This window comes from Planobispora rosea (assembly GCF_014648175.1).
GTDB classification, from domain to species: Bacteria; Actinomycetota; Actinomycetes; order Streptosporangiales; family Streptosporangiaceae; genus Planobispora; species Planobispora rosea.
Map to the genome: position 1 here is coordinate 122,073 of NZ_BMQP01000008.1, position 13,694 is coordinate 135,766.

Here is a 13,694-nt window from a genome sequence, read left to right on the forward strand (position 1 = left end):
TGAAAGTAAGGACGGCGCGACGATCACCAGGCGCATGTTCAAGATCAAGCGAGCGCCGGACCTGCTGGGCGAACATCGTCACGACCGTGTCCATGCCGCTGGCCATCCGGCTGTACGAGAGGGCCGTCAGCCAGTGAACACGCCGGGCGGCCGGTACCACCGCCCGGCACCGGCATCCTCCGAACGGAGGATGCCGGTCGTCGTCCGTCCGCGGGCGAGACGCGCCCTGTCGCGCGATTCGGTGACCGGCCCCTCCCTCGCACACTCGGTGGGAACCCATCGAGCCGAGGAGGAAAGATGGTCACCACCCTGGGACTGCGACCGGTCCGGGAAGGCGAGCGCCAGCTCGCTCCCGATCTCGCCAGAGGGGTCATGCTGGCGCTGATCGCCGTGGCCAACTCCGCGATCTACCTGTACGGCCGCCCGTACGGCATCCGGCAGCACATCATCGAGCACGACCTGCTGAACCGGGTGACGACGACGCTGAGCATGACGTTCGTGGACGGGCGGGCCTACCCGATGTTCGCCGCGCTGTTCGGCTACGGCATGATCCAGATCTGGAACCGGCGGCGGGACGACACCGAGGGGCGGCGGGTCCTGAAGCGGCGGAGCCGGTGGCTGCTCGCGTTCGGGGCGGTCCACGCCGTGCTCCTGTTCTCCGGGGACGTGCTCGGGGTCTACGGGCTGCTCGGGCTCGCGATCGTCCGGCTGCTGCGTGTGCGCGACCGGACCCTGCTGGTCCTCGCCGGAATCTGGCTCGTCCCCGTCGCCCTGATGTCCGCCCTGGCCTACAACACCCCGCGGGCGACGACTGAGCGGAGCATCTTCTGGTCGTTCGCGGTCGACGACCCGCTGACGGCGCTGGCGCTGCGGCCGATCGAGTGGGTGCTGACCCCGCTCGGGATGACGGGCGTGTTCACCGCCGGGCTCGTGGGGGTCTGGGCGGGGCGGCGGGAACTGCTGGCCGTACCGGACAGGACGGTACGGCGGGCCGCGGTGTGGGGACCGCTCGCCGGAACGCTCGGCGGACTGCCCGTGGGCCTGACCGCGACCGGGTTCGTCACCGTGGACGACCCCGTCGCGGTGATGGCGCTCAACGCCGTCCACATGGTGTCGGGCATCGCCGCCGGCCTGGGATACGCGGCTGCGATCTCCCTGCTCGCGCGGCGGATCGGCACGCGACGCGGTCCGCTGGCGACCGCGCTGGCGTCCTGCGGACAGCGCTCGATGACGAGCTATCTTCTCCAGTCGGTGGTATTTGTAGCGCTTCTCCCCCCTTATACGATCGGGCTTGGCGGGTCGCTGGGGTCCGCTGCCACGGTCGCGCTCGCCCTCGGCACGTGGGCGGCGACGGTGGTCGCGGCCGAGTTCATGCGCAGGGCCGGAGTACGCGGGCCCGCCGAGACGCTGCTGCGGCGCCTGACCTACCCGCGCGGGTGAGAGCGAGGGCGGCGTGCTGAGGATGCTGAGGGTTCACGACTGGGACAGGGCATGGCGCGCCCTGCCGCTGTGCCTCCTCGTGGTGGCGACCGTGATCGCGGTGGCCGACTCGTCGGCGCCGCCGTACGACCGGGTCGTCACCGTCGCGCTGGCCGCCGTCGTGGCGGTGTGGCACTGGTGGATGGTGCTGGCGCACCCCGAGTGGCCGGAGCGGGCGCTGGCGCCGATGGCGGTCTACTTCACCGGGCTCGTCGCGCTGACGTGGGCGCTGTCCTCGCGCCACCCGGCGTACGGACTGCTGGTGCTCGCCTGCTTCCCCACGGCCTTCGCGACGCTCCCCGGCCGGTACGCCTACCTCGGGGTGGCCGTCACGGCGTTCGTCGCCGTGGACGGCCCGTCCTCTCTCCTGAACTCCAGGAGCCCCTGGCTGATCGCGTCGGCGCTCACCGGAGCGGTGCTGGCGGCGTTCATCGGCTGGAGCATCAGGGCCCTGGAGGCCGAGGTCGAACGCCGCCGCGCCGCCAACCGGGCGCTGGAGAGCGCCAACCAGGCGCTGGAGAACGCGAACCAGGCGCTGGAGAGTGCCAACCTCCGCCTCGCCCTGCTCGGTGAGGAGAACGCCGAACTGCAGGGCAGGCTGCTGGCCGCGGCCCGTCAGACCGGCGTCACCGGAGAGCGCGGCAGGCTGGCGAGGGAGATCCACGACACCGTCGCCCAGGGCCTGGCGGGCATCGTCACCCAGCTCGAAGCCGCCGAGGAGGCCGCGAACGACGCCGGGGCGGTACGGCGGCGCCTGGCCGTCGCGCGGAGCCTCGCCAGGGAGAGCCTGACCGAGGTCCGCCGCTCCCTGGACGACATGCGTCCCGGTCCGCTGGCGGAGAGCAAGCTGCCCGAGGCGCTGTCATCGCTGGTCTCCGGCTGGAGCGCGGCGAACGAACTGCCCGCCACGCTCACCGTCACCGGCACCGCCCGGCTGCTGCACCCCGAGGTCGAGGTGGCCGTGTACCGGGCTGTGCAGGAGGCACTGGCCAACGTGGCCCGGCACGCCGGAGCAGGCAAGACCGGCGTCACCCTGTCGTACATGGAGGATGTGGTGGTGGCCGATATCCGGGACGACGGAGTGGGGTTCACCCCCCTCGCCCCCGCGGGAACGGGCGGAGGTGCCGGGACGAGCGGAGGCTTCGGTCTCACCGCCATGCGGCAGCGGGTCGTCAGGCTCGCCGGGAACGTCGAGGTGGAGTCCGCGCCCGGCCAGGGCACCGCGATCAGCGTGACGATCCCCGCGATCCCCGCGGCGGCCGAGCGGGAGACGACGTGACGGTACGGCTGGTGATCGTGGACGACCATCCCGTCGTGCGGGACGGCCTGCGCGGCATGTTCGTCGAGCAGGCCGACCTGGAGGTCGTGGGCGAGGCGGAGAACGGGGAGCGGGGACTCGCCGTGGCCGTACGGGAGCGCCCCGACATCGTGCTGACCGATCTGCGCATGCCCGACGGGGGAGCGGAGTTCATCCGCCTGCTGGCGGAGCGGGTGCCGTCGGCCCGCGTGCTGGTCCTGACCACCTACGACGGTGACGACGACGTGCTGCCCGCCCTGACCGCGGGCGCGATCGGCTACCTGCTCAAGGACTCCCCGCGCGAGGAGGTCTTCCGCGCCGTGCGCGCGGCGGCGGCCGGAGAGACGGTGCTGTCCCCGGCCGTGGCCGCCCGCGTGCTCAACCGCGTCCGCACGCCGCCCCCCGCCGAGCTGAGCGAGCGTGAACGGACCGTCCTCGGCCTGGTCGCACAGGGCTGCACCAACAAGGAGACGGCCGCGACGCTGTTCATCAGCGAGACGACGGTCAAGACCCACCTGGCTCATATCTACACGAAACTAGGCGTCTCCGACCGGGCCTCAGCCGTGGCGACCGCCTACACCCGCGGCCTGCTGCCATGACGCCGCGGTGCGGCGGTCCGGCCATCCCGAGGCATGACGAGTTCTCGCGTGCGCTTCCGCGCCGCGGTGCGGAACGGGCGGCCGGCGGATCTCAGGTGCCTCTGGCGGGTGAGCGGAACACCTGCCGGAAATGCCAGGAGATGTGGTCGTCGTCGAGGGGCCGCAGACCGGGCTGAGGTTCGCGGATCGGCTGTCCGGCGAGGTGGAGCACCATCTCCCGCGACGCTCGGCTGCGGCCGACGTACCTGGCGGAGACGGTGATGGCGCGCCGGGTGTCCAGGCCGAGGACACCTTTGTCGAAGAGCTTGTGATGGATGCCGCACAGGCACAGGCCGTTGGCCAGGTCGTCGGGGCCGTCGAAGGCCCACCAGCGGACGTGGGCGGCGTCGAGCCCGACGGTGACGCCGTCGAGCCAGCCGTCGTATCCGCAGAAGGCGCAGCAGTACTCGTACGCCATCAGGACCTGGTTGCGGAAGGCCGGGTCACGGCGCCTGGCCTTCCGCATGGTGGGTGCCCCGGCCTCGGCGCTCTCCAGGTCGAGGCCGACAAGGGCGCAGATGTCGGGGTGGAGCGAGGGCTCGAAGTTGTTGTCGAGCAGGAACCGTGCCAGACGGGAGACGAGGCGGGAATCGTCGACCAGGGCGCGGATCAGGTCCGGGTGGAGGCGGCCGGTGGCCTGGGAGGCACGGAGACGGCCGAGTCCCGCGCCCGGGCTACCCGGCCCGTGGACGGTGTCCACGAGCCAGACGCCGTCACCGGCCAGGTGGTGGAAGGGGTAACCGGGGCTGGTGTCGCGGGGCGGGCCGTACTCCTTCAGCAGGCGTTTGAGGTCGGCTTCGACGGCGCTGAAGACGAGCGGGGCGCCGCCTTCGCGTTGGAACCGGCCCAGGGCGTACAGCAGGAGGAGCGGCTTGTGCGGTGCTCGCTCGCCGTCGCGGGCCCAGCGTCTGATGCCGGCGATCCGCTCCACCCAGTCCATGGTTGCCGAGTGTAGGTGGATCTGGTCCGGGCGCACCGCGGAGGTGTCGAAGTCCGGCATGCCGCCGGTGCCGCGCGCCCGCCTCAACCGGCCGGTCAGGTCGAAGTTCCAGGCGTGGTACGGGCACACGATGCTGCGCCGGACGCCGGAGCCGGACGGCGGCTCGTGCGCCCGGTGCCCCGGGGCGTCGTCCCGGGACGGGACAGGCGTTCTGTGCCGACCGGATTGAGAGTAATGATCCTTATTTCCGGGATTCAAGGGTTCCGCGTGTCCGGGAGCACCGCCGCGACCGTGCTGGGAGTACCGGGAGCGCCGGCTCTTCCTCCGGGGGCCGCAGCGGCGTCATCCCAGGCTGGCGCCTCCGTACCGGTTCCCTTGCCGATTCGGCCCCATGGACCGTCCGGCGACAGGCCGCCGGAGCGGCCCTCGCCGACTCCGGCCCCGGCCTGCTTGCGATGAGCGGTGGCTCAGGCGAGTTCAGGAAGGGCCGGTACGTGCTGTGATCGGCTATTTCTGATGGATCTGAATCCGGTGGCCGTCCGGACCGTCTATATGCGCATATATGCCCCACGGCTCTTCGGTCGGGTCGGTGACCGTGACCCCTGCGTTCCGGAGTCCGTCGACCGTCGCCTGGATGTCGTCGCACGTGAAGGTGAGGTACGCCCCTTCTCCGGGCTGCTTCCCGAACGCCGCGGCGTCGTGAATGGCTATCGCCGTCTGGCCGTTCGGTGGAGTCACCTCGATCCAGCGCGTTCCTTCGGACATCTCCGCGTCGGTGGTCTTCGTGAAACCGAGCTTTTCGACATAGAAGTCCACGGACTCCTGCTGATCACTGACGTAGAGCACGGCCACGCCGATGTGCGTGATCATGGCGACTCCCGAGGTCGAGATCTTCAGAGGGGGTGCCAGGGGATGGCATCCATCAACACCCGACGCATAGTCTAGAGTAGGTATGAAAAGTATGAAAAGTAGGATCTAGCGCACATGGAGCCGGATTGACGCCACCACCACCAGGAAAGCTCGCCGGTACGGCCAAAGTCGGAGATCGCGGTCAGATCGTCATTCCGAAGGACATGAGGGACATGTTCGGGATCGTTCCCGGAGACACGTTGCTGCTGCTGGCGGACGTGGAACGCGGCATCGCGGTGCTGCGCAACGACGACTTCGTCCACCTCGCCGAGACCGTGCTCGACGCCCGCAAAGACCGGAGCGACGATGCGTGAAGACACCGTGCCGACCACGGCGGAGAATCCCCGGCGAGGCCGCGCACCATGGCATCTGTGGGTCGTCGGGCTGTTCATGCTCGCCCTCTACATCGGTGGCGCGCGGGACTACGTGCTCACGCTCACGCTGAACCCGGACTACATGGCCGCTCAGGGCTACGCGGAGCCTCAGATCGGCTACTTCACCGACTATCCGTTCGGTCTCGGCGTGCTGTGGACCCTCAACGTCACCGGAGGTCTCGCCTCGGCGACGGCCTCGATCCTGCGCTCCCGCTGGGCGGTGCCGCTGGCCCTGATGACCGCGCTGGCCCAGCTGGTGCTGCTGATCCTCACGTTCGCCTTCCGGGATCGGTGGGACATCCTCGGGCCGTCGATGAGCCTGTTCGACATCGGCGTCGGTGTCCTGTCCTTCCTGTTCTGGTGGTACTGCCGCGTGATGCTGAGCCGAGCCGTTCTGCGGTGACGGGCGGTGCACCGTGACCGGCAACCGCTGCCGGAACGCGGGGCGCACGGAATCCGGCACCGCGCCGTGGCCGCGGGGGTCACGAGGCCGGCGGCATCGACCTCTCCGGCCAGGACAGCAGAGGGACGGTGTTCGAACCCGCGGGGAGGTGCGGCCCGGGAAGGAACTGGTCCTCCCCGGCCAGGGGAGCGCCGGCCCGGGAAGGACCGTCCTGGAAAACCTCGCGGTACGCCGCCATGCCCAGACGCTGGCGCTTGGCGTGGTACATCGCCGCGTCCGCGTATCTGGACAGCTCTTGGCGGTCTCCACCGTCCCCGGGGTACACCGCTATGCCGATGCTTCCGCCGATGCGCGCCTGCCGGTCACCCAGCTCGACGGGCTGGCCGAGAACGGCCAGGACCCGTGCCGCCACATCGTGGGCGCCACTCAGAACGGAATCGGGCAGCAGGATGGCGAACTCGTCCCCGCCGAGGCGGGCGACGGTGTCGCTGGTGCGCACCACCGACATCAGCCGGTCGGCCACCTGCTGGAGCAGCAGGTCTCCGCAGTGGTGTCCCAGCGTGTCGTTGACCTGCTTGAACCCATCCAGGTCGATGAGCAGCAGACCGACGGACTTCCCGGTCCGCTGTGCGGAGGCGAGTGCTTCGTCGAGCCGTTGCCCGAGCATCACACGGTTCGGCAACCCGGTCAGCGCGTCGTGCAGCGCCTGGTGGCGGCTGCCGGCGGCCTCCCGTTCGATCCGCCGCTGGTAGTTCACCAATATGCCGGCGCAGAACGTGAACAGCAGCGCGTCCACCGCGAACACCCCCCACGTGGCCATCCGCGTCCGCGCGTTGGTGTCGTCGACCTCCGTCAGATACTCAGCCAGTTCCAGCTGCTTGCGGCCGAGGTTGCTCGTTGCCTGCTTGCGGACCGAGCTGAATGCCAGAGCGGCCTGCTCGACGTACGGCTCCAGCCGCTCGTCGCTCCCAACGCTGGCGTCCATCAACTGACGCAACGTCTGGCCGTAGGCCGCGTAACTGTGGCGGAACGTGTCGATGGAGCGGCTCTCGCCCTCGTCGGCGTTCCGGACCAGCCAGTCCAGCTCGTCCTGCGCCGACCCGATGGCGTTGGCCAGCCGCTGGCGGTCGGCTCCCCGGTCCGCCCGGAGCAGGTCGTCCGCCGCGGACTCCTCCACGGTGACTGCGAACAGGATCTGGCCCCACACGTCGATCACCGCGTTCATCTGGTTGACCCGCTCCGTGGTCCGCGCGGTGGTGTGCGTCCCCCAGATGGCGAGTGTGGCGAGCGCCACCAGTCCCACCGCCAGGCCCGCGACGGCGAGACGCGGTACGACACGCGCCAGCTTCAGCCTGTGCACCATAGCTCTCCACTCCGTGCGATAGACGTTCTCCTTACCATCGGTCGGCTTCTGCCGAATGTGAGTTCCGTAACCGTCTCGCACAGCCTTTTACCGGCGCTATCCATAGATCACAGGTGGGGAAAATGATTGGGCGTCGTCTCGCCGCGGTGGTAGCGGCGGCCGTGATGGCCGCCCTGACCGCCGGATGCGGTAACAGCACGCAGGATGACGACCGTGCGCGGACCGTGGGGTTCGTGGTGGCGGCGCAGAAGCACAACTTCACCCAGGAGATGTCTCTCGGGTTCCGCTCGGGCGTGGCCGCCGTGCCCGGAGTGACCGCGCTCGTGGACGGGCCCCCGATCACGGACGGCCCCCGGCAGGCGACCATCTTCGAGGATGTGGCCACGCGGGCCAGGGGCGGTGTGTCGCTGTTCACCCTCCACCCCGAACTGCTCGCCCGCCCCATGTCCCGGGTGGGGAAGAGCGGCGTGCCGCTCGTCGCGGTGGACAACGCCCCGCCTCCCGGGCCTCAGGTCCCGCTGTTCATCGGAAACGACAACCACGCGATGGGCGCGGCGCTCGCCGACGGGATCATCGAGCGGCTCCCGCCGGACGCCCAGGGCACCGTCATCATCGGCTCCCCCGTCCCGGGCGTTCCCGTGCTGGACAATCGGGCCGAGGGGATGCGGGAACGGTTCGCGCAGCGCCTGCCGCTGGTGAAGGTACGGGGTCCGTTCGACACCATGCTGGATCCGACCGCGAACCTGGCCGCGTGGCGGGGACTGGTCCGGGCCAACCCCGACGCTCTGGCCTTCATGGCCACCGGTGACATCGACAGCTACAACCTCGCCACGATCCGCAGGGAGACCGGTGGTCCGTGGCTGGCCGCGGGGTTCGATCTCGACCCGCGCTCACTGGCCGCGGTCAAGGCCGGGGATCTGATGCTGATGTCGCCCGAGCACTACCTCAAGGGAGCCCTGGCCGGTCGGCTGCAGGCGGAGAACGCCATGGGGACGCGGGAACTGCCGCAAGGGTGGCTCCGTACCGACGGTCTGCTGGTCACCGTCGCCAACGTGGATGAGATAACCCGGCGGCAGCAGTCCGAGACCAATCGGCAGCAGTGGTTCCAGCCGCGTGTCGAGAACATTCTCAGCGATCTCGACTCGCATCTCCATCCCCTCGCCTAAGGCCTGGCCCGTGAATCCTCAGCTCAGGAGCTCCCCTGGTCACCGATAGGGCAGGCACGGTGCACCGGGGAGAACTCACCGATCAGGAGTGTGAGGCTTGAACGGCCCGAAGGGGTCCGGCCCGCGCTCGCGGAGATCCAGGTGTCCGGGAAAACTCTGGAGAACTACCGGTGTCACCGGGAGAACGTCCCGACCACGCTACGCCGCATCGAACGTCTGGAGGCTGGCAGGAGGGTCTATGACCGGGCCCTGGCCGGCGACTCTGCCCATGGTTGGGACGCCCTCGGCTCGCCTGATCAGGCTGAGGAGATCCGGCGGCGCGTCGCCGAGATGGACGAGGAGTTGGCGTACTGGCGGGAGCTGGTCGCCCAGGCCGAGGCCGACGGGGTCAAGATCTGGAGCGCCTCCGACTTCCGCAAGGGGGACTTCGCCCGGTACGGCGGGACGTGGTTCGAGGTGGTGCGGGTCAACACCAAGAGCCTGACCGTGCCCGCGCTCATCGCCGGGGCGGGGCATCGAGTCCTGCGGGCGGCGGATTCTCCGTATTCCTGGACCGACCGCCTGCCGTACGACAAGGTCACCGGGCGCAGGCCGGCGGAGGAGATCCAGGCGGGGCGGCGGGAGAGCGAGACCGACCGATGACCGGGGAGGAGACGGCGCCCGTTCGGCCGCGGATCCATGCGGCCTGCCTCGCTGCCTACAGTGCCGGCAGGTCGCATGGCCGGTGGATCGACGCGTTACAGGAGCCTGCCGAGATCTCCGCCGAGATCCGGGCCATGCTCACGGCCTCACCCGTTCCCGAGGCGGAGGAGTGGGCGATCCACGATCACCAGGGCTTTGGCGATGCCCTCGTCTCCGAGTCGGAGACGGTCGAACGGGTGGCGGCGGTCGGCTCCGCCCAGTCCATGGTTGCCGAGTGTAGGTGGATCTTGGCTGGAGTGCCCCGTCTGTCCTACAGAACGTAGCCGGCGATCATGTGGCTGAGGCGGACGATGTCGGAGCTGCCCTTGAACTCGAAGCGGACCTTGCCCAGGCCGCTGAACCAGAGCTCCAGCTCGGCGTCGAGGTCGAAGGTTCCGGCGGTCTCGACCGACCATGCCTGGATCTTGCTGTAGGGCAGGGAGGAGAAGTCGCGTTTCTTGCCGGTGAGTCCCTGGACGTTGACCGCGATGACGCGCTTGTCGGTGAAGACGACGAAGTCCCGGACGGTTTTGTAGGACGCGACGATCTGTTCGCCCTGGAGCATGAGGGGGGCCACAGTCGGGCCGACCTCCTGCGGATGGCACGGATTCAGCTTGAAGAGGGAGCCGCTGTTGAAGTCGATCACTTCTCCGAGATTACCCGCAGGATGAGTCACGTCCCACGCTTGCCGGCCGGATCCCCGCGGGTCGGGACGGCTATTCCTGCCGTCGGAAAGTGCAGGTGAGGACGCGCACACCATTCCCGTACATGCTTTCGAGCATGTGGTTCAGGAGCCATCCTTCCCGCTCGATACGGCTGATCGCCTCGGTGGCTCCCCACGAGGTGTGGACCTGCCTGTACTTCTTGGGGACTTCGTCTGGGATATAGGCGACGTAGACCTGGTAACCCCGGTCAAATGCGATCCGCGCGTCCTGCGAGATCTGCTCCTGGGCCTGGCTGTCATTGTCGTCGCCGAAGAGTCCCATGCCGGTCGCCTCCACAATGTGTGTACGGGGACACACGCTCAAACGATGACGGCGTACGGATGGTTCCCCGGCGACCGTGAGCGTTTCCCGAGCCGCTCGATCGGCGACGTGCGCGGCTGCTCCTGTCCCGGGATCTCCCAGCCGATCGCCCGGGCTGCGGGGGCCGCCATGGGACAGGGGTATATCAAGGGGAGAGTGAGCCGCGGAAACGCCATGATTTATAGTAGATTTCGGATTATTTCACCCCTTTCTAGGTGTCGGAATCGAGAGTATGACAGGGAGGGCTGGCCTCTCCCGTGGGAGGCGGTTCTTTAAAGCGCCCCCACCCGAGGTGCTGCGGTGGATATGTTTTCCCTATGGTTCAGGAAAGGCGCCGCGCTCCGAAGCACGAGCGGCGCGACGCATATCACCGCAAGCGCGCGACGGCCGCCGCCGACTCGGCGGAACGGCTGACCGTTCACATCGACTGGGTCCGGTCCGTGCTGGCGGCGATCCCGGACCCTGCAGATCGGGACTGCGCGCGGGATGTGCTCTCTGCGGTGCTTCGTGATTTCGCGGAGAGGATGAGCCTCCCGCCGGGAGCCGTCCCTGTCCCGGCTCTCGACCGACCTGTGCCGGGTGCGCCTCGGCATGGTGATCTCCGCCTGCTTCCCCAGGTGCACTAGCCCTAGGAGATCAGCCGGAGCCGCTGGGATCGCGACGGTCATCATGAGGTGAGCCAGAGCCTGATGAGAGCGTGAACAGTTGGTTCCGCACACTCTCTGGACGGTGCACCGGACTGGGTCACAGCCTTTCCGTGGTCGGGTCCAGGTCTGGTGGCGTCCAGGCACTGGCGAAAAGGTTCGATCCCATGCTGATGACTACGTCTCGTCCGTCGATGTCCCGGATGCGTTGCACACAGATCGATGTCAGATTGAATGAGTACGCGGCATGACGGGCCGGCGCGTTGAGACGTACGGGTTCATGGCTTGTGTGCGCAGTCTCCCTGACGGGGCGACCAGTCGGGCGCCGTGCAACCAGAGAGAAGACTTGCGGATCTCCCGCTCGGCGAAGCGCACCAGGATACGCTCGTACAGCTCGGCCGGGTCGAGTCCTGTGCCTTCTCGTTGCAGTGCGTTGTCGGCGGCGTCGTACAGGGTGAGCATCAGCAGTAGCAACCCGCCGGTCACCTTCTCCAGGGTCTGGACAAACGCACTGTCACCACCGAGCAGTTTGACCGCGTCCGCGTACGAGAGCCTTCTGGCCATAAGATCTCCGCAGGAGGAATCACTCCCCTTCTGGCCGGAACTTCACGGCCGCGGGCCGTTCCCGAGGTGACCAGGCAGCCTCGGCCCTCAGCGGGGCCCCGGAGCCGTCACCTCGTCGAGACTGGTTCTGCCAGGCGGCGGGCAAGGTCGAGCAGGTGTGGCAGGCGCAGGATCCGGCCGCCGCCTCCAGGGAGCGGCACATGCAACGGCTGTGTCCAGCGGTCCGGGATCGCGGCCAGTCCATGGACCGCACCGGCCAGGCCGCCGGTGACCGCGGCGACGGTGTCGGTATCGCCGCCCAGGTCGATCGCGGCGCGCAGGGCGTTCTCGTAGCCGCCGGTGGTGCGCAGCGCCCATACGGCTGAGCCGAGGCAGGGCCAGACCGCGCCGTTGAACTCGGTGGCCTGCTCAGGGTGCCGGGACGGGTCCAGGACGGTGGCGTAGCGTTCCCGGTGGCCGGGGTGGACGGCGGTGAGGATGTAAGGCCGTTCAGCCGTGACGGTGGATGGGGGGTAAACGGCTCAAGGGCCTGATCGCCGTCTCCAGCGATCAGGCCCTTGACCTGCGACCACAGTGTCGGGGTGGCGGGATTTGAACCCACGACCTCTTCGTCCCGAACGAAGCGCGCTGCCAAACTGCGCTACACCCCGGTGCACGCCGTCTTGCTCGTGCTTGGGAAAGTCTAGCGGACTTCGTGGGTGCTTGTGTCACCCTGGGCGTCACCCTCGATGGCGGGTGCCGGGATCGGCGGTCACCCCCGGCGGCGGGGCACCAGGGTCAGGAGCGAGGCCTCGGGGAAGCAGGCGAAGCGGACCGGGGCGTAGGGGCTCGTGCCCAGGCCCGCGGAGACGTGGAGGTAGGCCGAGTCGTGGCGGCTCAGGCCCTTGACGCGGGCCCGGTCGATGCCGCAGTTGGTGACCAGGGCGCCGTAGAACGGGATGCAGAGCTGGCCGCCGTGGGTGTGGCCGGCCAGCAGGAGCTGGTAGCCGTCGGCGGCGAACAGGGTCATGTTGCGGGGCTCGGGGGAGTGCATCACACCGAGGCGGAGGTCGGCGTCGGCGGGGGCGGGACCGGCGATCAGGTCGTAGCGGTCGCGGTCGATGTGGGAGTCGTGGATGCCGCCCACGGCCACGTCGAGGTCGCCCACCTTGATGCGGGCGGTGGTGTTGTTCATGTCCAGCCAGCCCGCGGCGGCCATGCCGGCGCCGAGCTCCCGCCAGGGGAGGCTGGGGGTGTGCTGGAGGTTGTCGCCCTTGGAGGACCGCCACAGGTAGCGGGCGGGGTTCTTGGGCCGGGGGGCGTACAGGTCGTTGGAGCCGTACACGAACAGGCCCGGACGGGACAGCAGCGGCTCCAGGGCGTGCAGGAGCGGCCCGACCGCGTCGGGGTGGGCGATGGAGTCGCCGGTGTTGACCACCAGGTCGGGCTTGAGGTCGCCCAGGGAGCGGACCCAGTTGATGAGCATCCGCCTGCCGGGTGTGAGGTGCAGGTCGGAGAGCTGCAGGATGCGCACCGGACGCTGTCCGGGCTCCAGCACGGGCACGTCGAAGCGCCGCAGCCGGAACGCGTTGCGCTCGACGACCGAGGCGTAGGCGAGGCCGGCCAGGCCGGCGCCGAGCAGGGACAGGGGTACCGCGGCTGCTTTCCTCACCTTCCCATCATGCCCGAGGAAGGCCCCGCTACCGCCTCGCTACCGGAAACCCGGGATACAACCGGGCTGGTGAGGCGGCAAGATGGACCGCATGAGCGCATTGAAGGACAAGCTGAAGGCCGATCTCACGGCCTCGATGAAGAGCAAGGACGAGGTCCGCACCCGGACGATCCGCATGGCCCTGGCGGCCGTGAACGTCGAGGAGGTCGCGGGGAAGACGGCTCGCGAGCTGAGCGACGACGAGATCATCAAGGTGCTGACCAAGGAGGCCAAGAAGCGCCGCGAGGCGGCCGAGGCCTTCGGCAACGCCGGCCGCGCCGCGCAGGCCCAGGCCGAGCTGGACGAGCAGGCCGTGCTGGAGGAGTACCTCCCGGCCCAGCTCTCCGACGAGGAGCTCGGCGCGCTCGTGGACGAGGCCATCGCGGAGAGCGGAGCCTCCGGGCCGCAGGCGATGGGCCAGGTCATGAAGGTCCTGAACCCCAAGGTCGCCGGGCGCGCCGAGGGAGGCCGGGTGGCGCAGGCCGTACGGGCCCGCCTGACGGCCTGAATCCGACCCCTGC

17 protein-coding genes and 1 tRNA gene are annotated in these 13,694 nt (G+C 69.2%); 9 read left to right on the forward strand and 9 right to left on the reverse strand.

Annotated features, from left to right (window positions below; genetic code table 11):
- Nucleotides 1-297 precede the first annotated feature (297 nt).
- From IEZ08_RS10405 to IEZ08_RS10415, 3 genes are read left to right on the forward strand one after another with little or no spacing between them, the layout of a single operon-like run.
- Nucleotides 298-1,440, forward strand: coding sequence for a DUF418 domain-containing protein (locus tag IEZ08_RS10405; protein WP_068920665.1), 1,143 nt, complete (start codon nt 298-300; stop codon nt 1,438-1,440).
- A 22-nt stretch (nt 1,441-1,462) separates the two neighbouring features.
- A complete protein-coding gene (locus tag IEZ08_RS10410; RefSeq protein ID WP_068928297.1) occupies nt 1,463-2,758 on the forward strand; it encodes a histidine kinase in 1,296 nt (431 codons plus the stop codon).
- A complete protein-coding gene (locus IEZ08_RS10415; protein ID WP_068920666.1) occupies nt 2,755-3,375 on the forward strand; it encodes a response regulator in 621 nt (206 codons plus the stop codon). The genes IEZ08_RS10410 and IEZ08_RS10415 overlap by 4 nt, the downstream gene beginning before the upstream one ends.
- Before the next feature lie 91 nt (nt 3,376-3,466).
- On the opposite strand, the gene IEZ08_RS10420 is transcribed toward IEZ08_RS10415, so the two are convergent.
- Both IEZ08_RS10420 and IEZ08_RS10425 read right to left on the reverse strand, forming a co-directional pair.
- Nucleotides 3,467-4,612 (reverse strand): phosphorothioated DNA-binding restriction endonuclease, encoded by a 1,146-nt coding sequence (locus IEZ08_RS10420; RefSeq protein WP_373294339.1) that lies wholly within the window; start codon nt 4,610-4,612, stop codon nt 3,467-3,469.
- A gap of 249 nt (nt 4,613-4,861) precedes the next feature.
- The gene (locus IEZ08_RS10425; RefSeq protein ID WP_068920668.1) at nt 4,862-5,224 is read right to left on the reverse strand and encodes a VOC family protein; all 363 of its coding nucleotides are present in this window, start codon (nt 5,222-5,224) and stop codon (nt 4,862-4,864) included.
- A 125-nt stretch (nt 5,225-5,349) separates the two neighbouring features.
- On the opposite strand from IEZ08_RS10425, the gene IEZ08_RS10430 reads away from it, so the two are divergent.
- Both IEZ08_RS10430 and IEZ08_RS10435 read left to right on the forward strand, forming a co-directional pair.
- Entirely contained in the window at nt 5,350-5,577 is a 228-nt protein-coding gene (locus IEZ08_RS10430) for an AbrB/MazE/SpoVT family DNA-binding domain-containing protein (RefSeq protein ID WP_068920669.1), read from the forward strand.
- Nucleotides 5,570-6,040 (forward strand): hypothetical protein, encoded by a 471-nt coding sequence (locus IEZ08_RS10435; protein WP_068920670.1) that lies wholly within the window; start codon nt 5,570-5,572, stop codon nt 6,038-6,040. Before IEZ08_RS10430 ends, IEZ08_RS10435 begins: the two co-directional genes overlap by 8 nt.
- 79 nt (nt 6,041-6,119) lie before the next feature.
- On the opposite strand, the gene IEZ08_RS10440 is transcribed toward IEZ08_RS10435, so the two are convergent.
- Entirely contained in the window at nt 6,120-7,403 is a 1,284-nt protein-coding gene (locus tag IEZ08_RS10440; RefSeq protein ID WP_068920671.1) for a GGDEF domain-containing protein, read from the reverse strand.
- Nucleotides 7,404-7,525: 122 nt separating this feature from the next.
- Here IEZ08_RS10440 and IEZ08_RS10445 point away from each other — a divergent pair, with 122 nt between their 5' ends.
- The 3 genes from IEZ08_RS10445 (at nt 7,526) to IEZ08_RS40605 (ending at nt 9,534) form a co-directional block, all read left to right on the forward strand.
- Nucleotides 7,526-8,569 carry a sugar ABC transporter substrate-binding protein gene (locus IEZ08_RS10445; RefSeq protein WP_189242060.1) on the forward strand — a complete coding sequence of 348 codons (1,044 nt, stop codon included), beginning with the start codon at nt 7,526-7,528 and terminating at the stop codon, nt 8,567-8,569.
- Nucleotides 8,570-8,659: 90 nt separating this feature from the next.
- The gene (locus IEZ08_RS10450; protein WP_141703499.1) at nt 8,660-9,211 is read left to right on the forward strand and encodes a hypothetical protein; all 552 of its coding nucleotides are present in this window, start codon (nt 8,660-8,662) and stop codon (nt 9,209-9,211) included.
- Nucleotides 9,208-9,534: an antirestriction protein ArdA gene (locus IEZ08_RS40605; RefSeq protein WP_068920674.1), complete on the forward strand. Its 327-nt coding sequence runs from the start codon at nt 9,208-9,210 to the stop codon at nt 9,532-9,534. Before IEZ08_RS10450 ends, IEZ08_RS40605 begins: the two co-directional genes overlap by 4 nt.
- Here IEZ08_RS40605 and IEZ08_RS10460 read toward each other — a convergent pair.
- The 6 genes from IEZ08_RS10460 to IEZ08_RS10485 all read right to left on the reverse strand — a co-directional run bounded on the left by IEZ08_RS10460 (nt 9,522) and on the right by IEZ08_RS10485 (nt 13,134).
- Nucleotides 9,522-9,896 (reverse strand): PH domain-containing protein, encoded by a 375-nt coding sequence (locus IEZ08_RS10460; protein ID WP_068920675.1) that lies wholly within the window; start codon nt 9,894-9,896, stop codon nt 9,522-9,524. The two genes, IEZ08_RS40605 and IEZ08_RS10460, sit on opposite strands and share 13 nt — an antisense overlap.
- A 70-nt stretch (nt 9,897-9,966) precedes the next feature.
- Nucleotides 9,967-10,236 carry a hypothetical protein gene (locus tag IEZ08_RS10465; protein ID WP_141703501.1) on the reverse strand — a complete coding sequence of 90 codons (270 nt, stop codon included), beginning with the start codon at nt 10,234-10,236 and terminating at the stop codon, nt 9,967-9,969.
- A gap of 908 nt (nt 10,237-11,144) precedes the next feature.
- Nucleotides 11,145-11,483 (reverse strand): NACHT N-terminal helical domain 7-containing protein, encoded by a 339-nt coding sequence (locus IEZ08_RS10470; protein ID WP_068920677.1) that lies wholly within the window; start codon nt 11,481-11,483, stop codon nt 11,145-11,147.
- A 107-nt stretch (nt 11,484-11,590) separates the two neighbouring features.
- Nucleotides 11,591-11,962 (reverse strand): ADP-ribosylglycohydrolase family protein, encoded by a 372-nt coding sequence (locus IEZ08_RS40610; protein WP_203863327.1) that lies wholly within the window; start codon nt 11,960-11,962, stop codon nt 11,591-11,593.
- Nucleotides 11,963-12,059: 97 nt separating this feature from the next.
- Nucleotides 12,060-12,133: transfer RNA gene (locus IEZ08_RS10480), tRNA-Pro, on the reverse strand.
- Nucleotides 12,134-12,234: 101 nt separating this feature from the next.
- Nucleotides 12,235-13,134, reverse strand: a complete 900-nt coding sequence (locus IEZ08_RS10485) for a metallophosphoesterase (RefSeq protein ID WP_068920679.1) — start codon at nt 13,132-13,134, stop codon at nt 12,235-12,237.
- A gap of 91 nt (nt 13,135-13,225) precedes the next feature.
- Between IEZ08_RS10485 and IEZ08_RS10490 the strand changes: the two genes are divergently transcribed.
- On the forward strand, nt 13,226-13,681 hold the full coding sequence (locus IEZ08_RS10490) for a GatB/YqeY domain-containing protein (protein WP_068928298.1): 456 nt from the start codon (nt 13,226-13,228) through the stop codon (nt 13,679-13,681).
- Nucleotides 13,682-13,694: the final 13 nt, after the last annotated feature.

Coding starts and splice junctions, on each gene's coding strand:
- IEZ08_RS10465 (WP_141703501.1), bottom strand. CDS start 10,236: ATGGGACTCTTCGGCGACGACAATGACAGCCAGGCCCAGGAGCAGATC.
- IEZ08_RS10410 (WP_068928297.1), top strand. CDS start 1,463: ATGCTGAGGGTTCACGACTGGGACAGGGCATGGCGCGCCCTGCCGCTG.
- IEZ08_RS10435 (WP_068920670.1), top strand. CDS start 5,570: ATGCGTGAAGACACCGTGCCGACCACGGCGGAGAATCCCCGGCGAGGC.
- IEZ08_RS40605 (WP_068920674.1), top strand. CDS start 9,208: ATGACCGGGGAGGAGACGGCGCCCGTTCGGCCGCGGATCCATGCGGCC.
- IEZ08_RS10425 (WP_068920668.1), bottom strand. CDS start 5,224: ATGATCACGCACATCGGCGTGGCCGTGCTCTACGTCAGTGATCAGCAG.
- IEZ08_RS10445 (WP_189242060.1), top strand. CDS start 7,526: ATGATTGGGCGTCGTCTCGCCGCGGTGGTAGCGGCGGCCGTGATGGCC.
- IEZ08_RS10490 (WP_068928298.1), top strand. CDS start 13,226: ATGAGCGCATTGAAGGACAAGCTGAAGGCCGATCTCACGGCCTCGATG.
- IEZ08_RS10405 (WP_068920665.1), top strand. CDS start 298: ATGGTCACCACCCTGGGACTGCGACCGGTCCGGGAAGGCGAGCGCCAG.
- IEZ08_RS10440 (WP_068920671.1), bottom strand. CDS start 7,403: ATGGTGCACAGGCTGAAGCTGGCGCGTGTCGTACCGCGTCTCGCCGTC.
- IEZ08_RS10470 (WP_068920677.1), bottom strand. CDS start 11,483: ATGGCCAGAAGGCTCTCGTACGCGGACGCGGTCAAACTGCTCGGTGGT.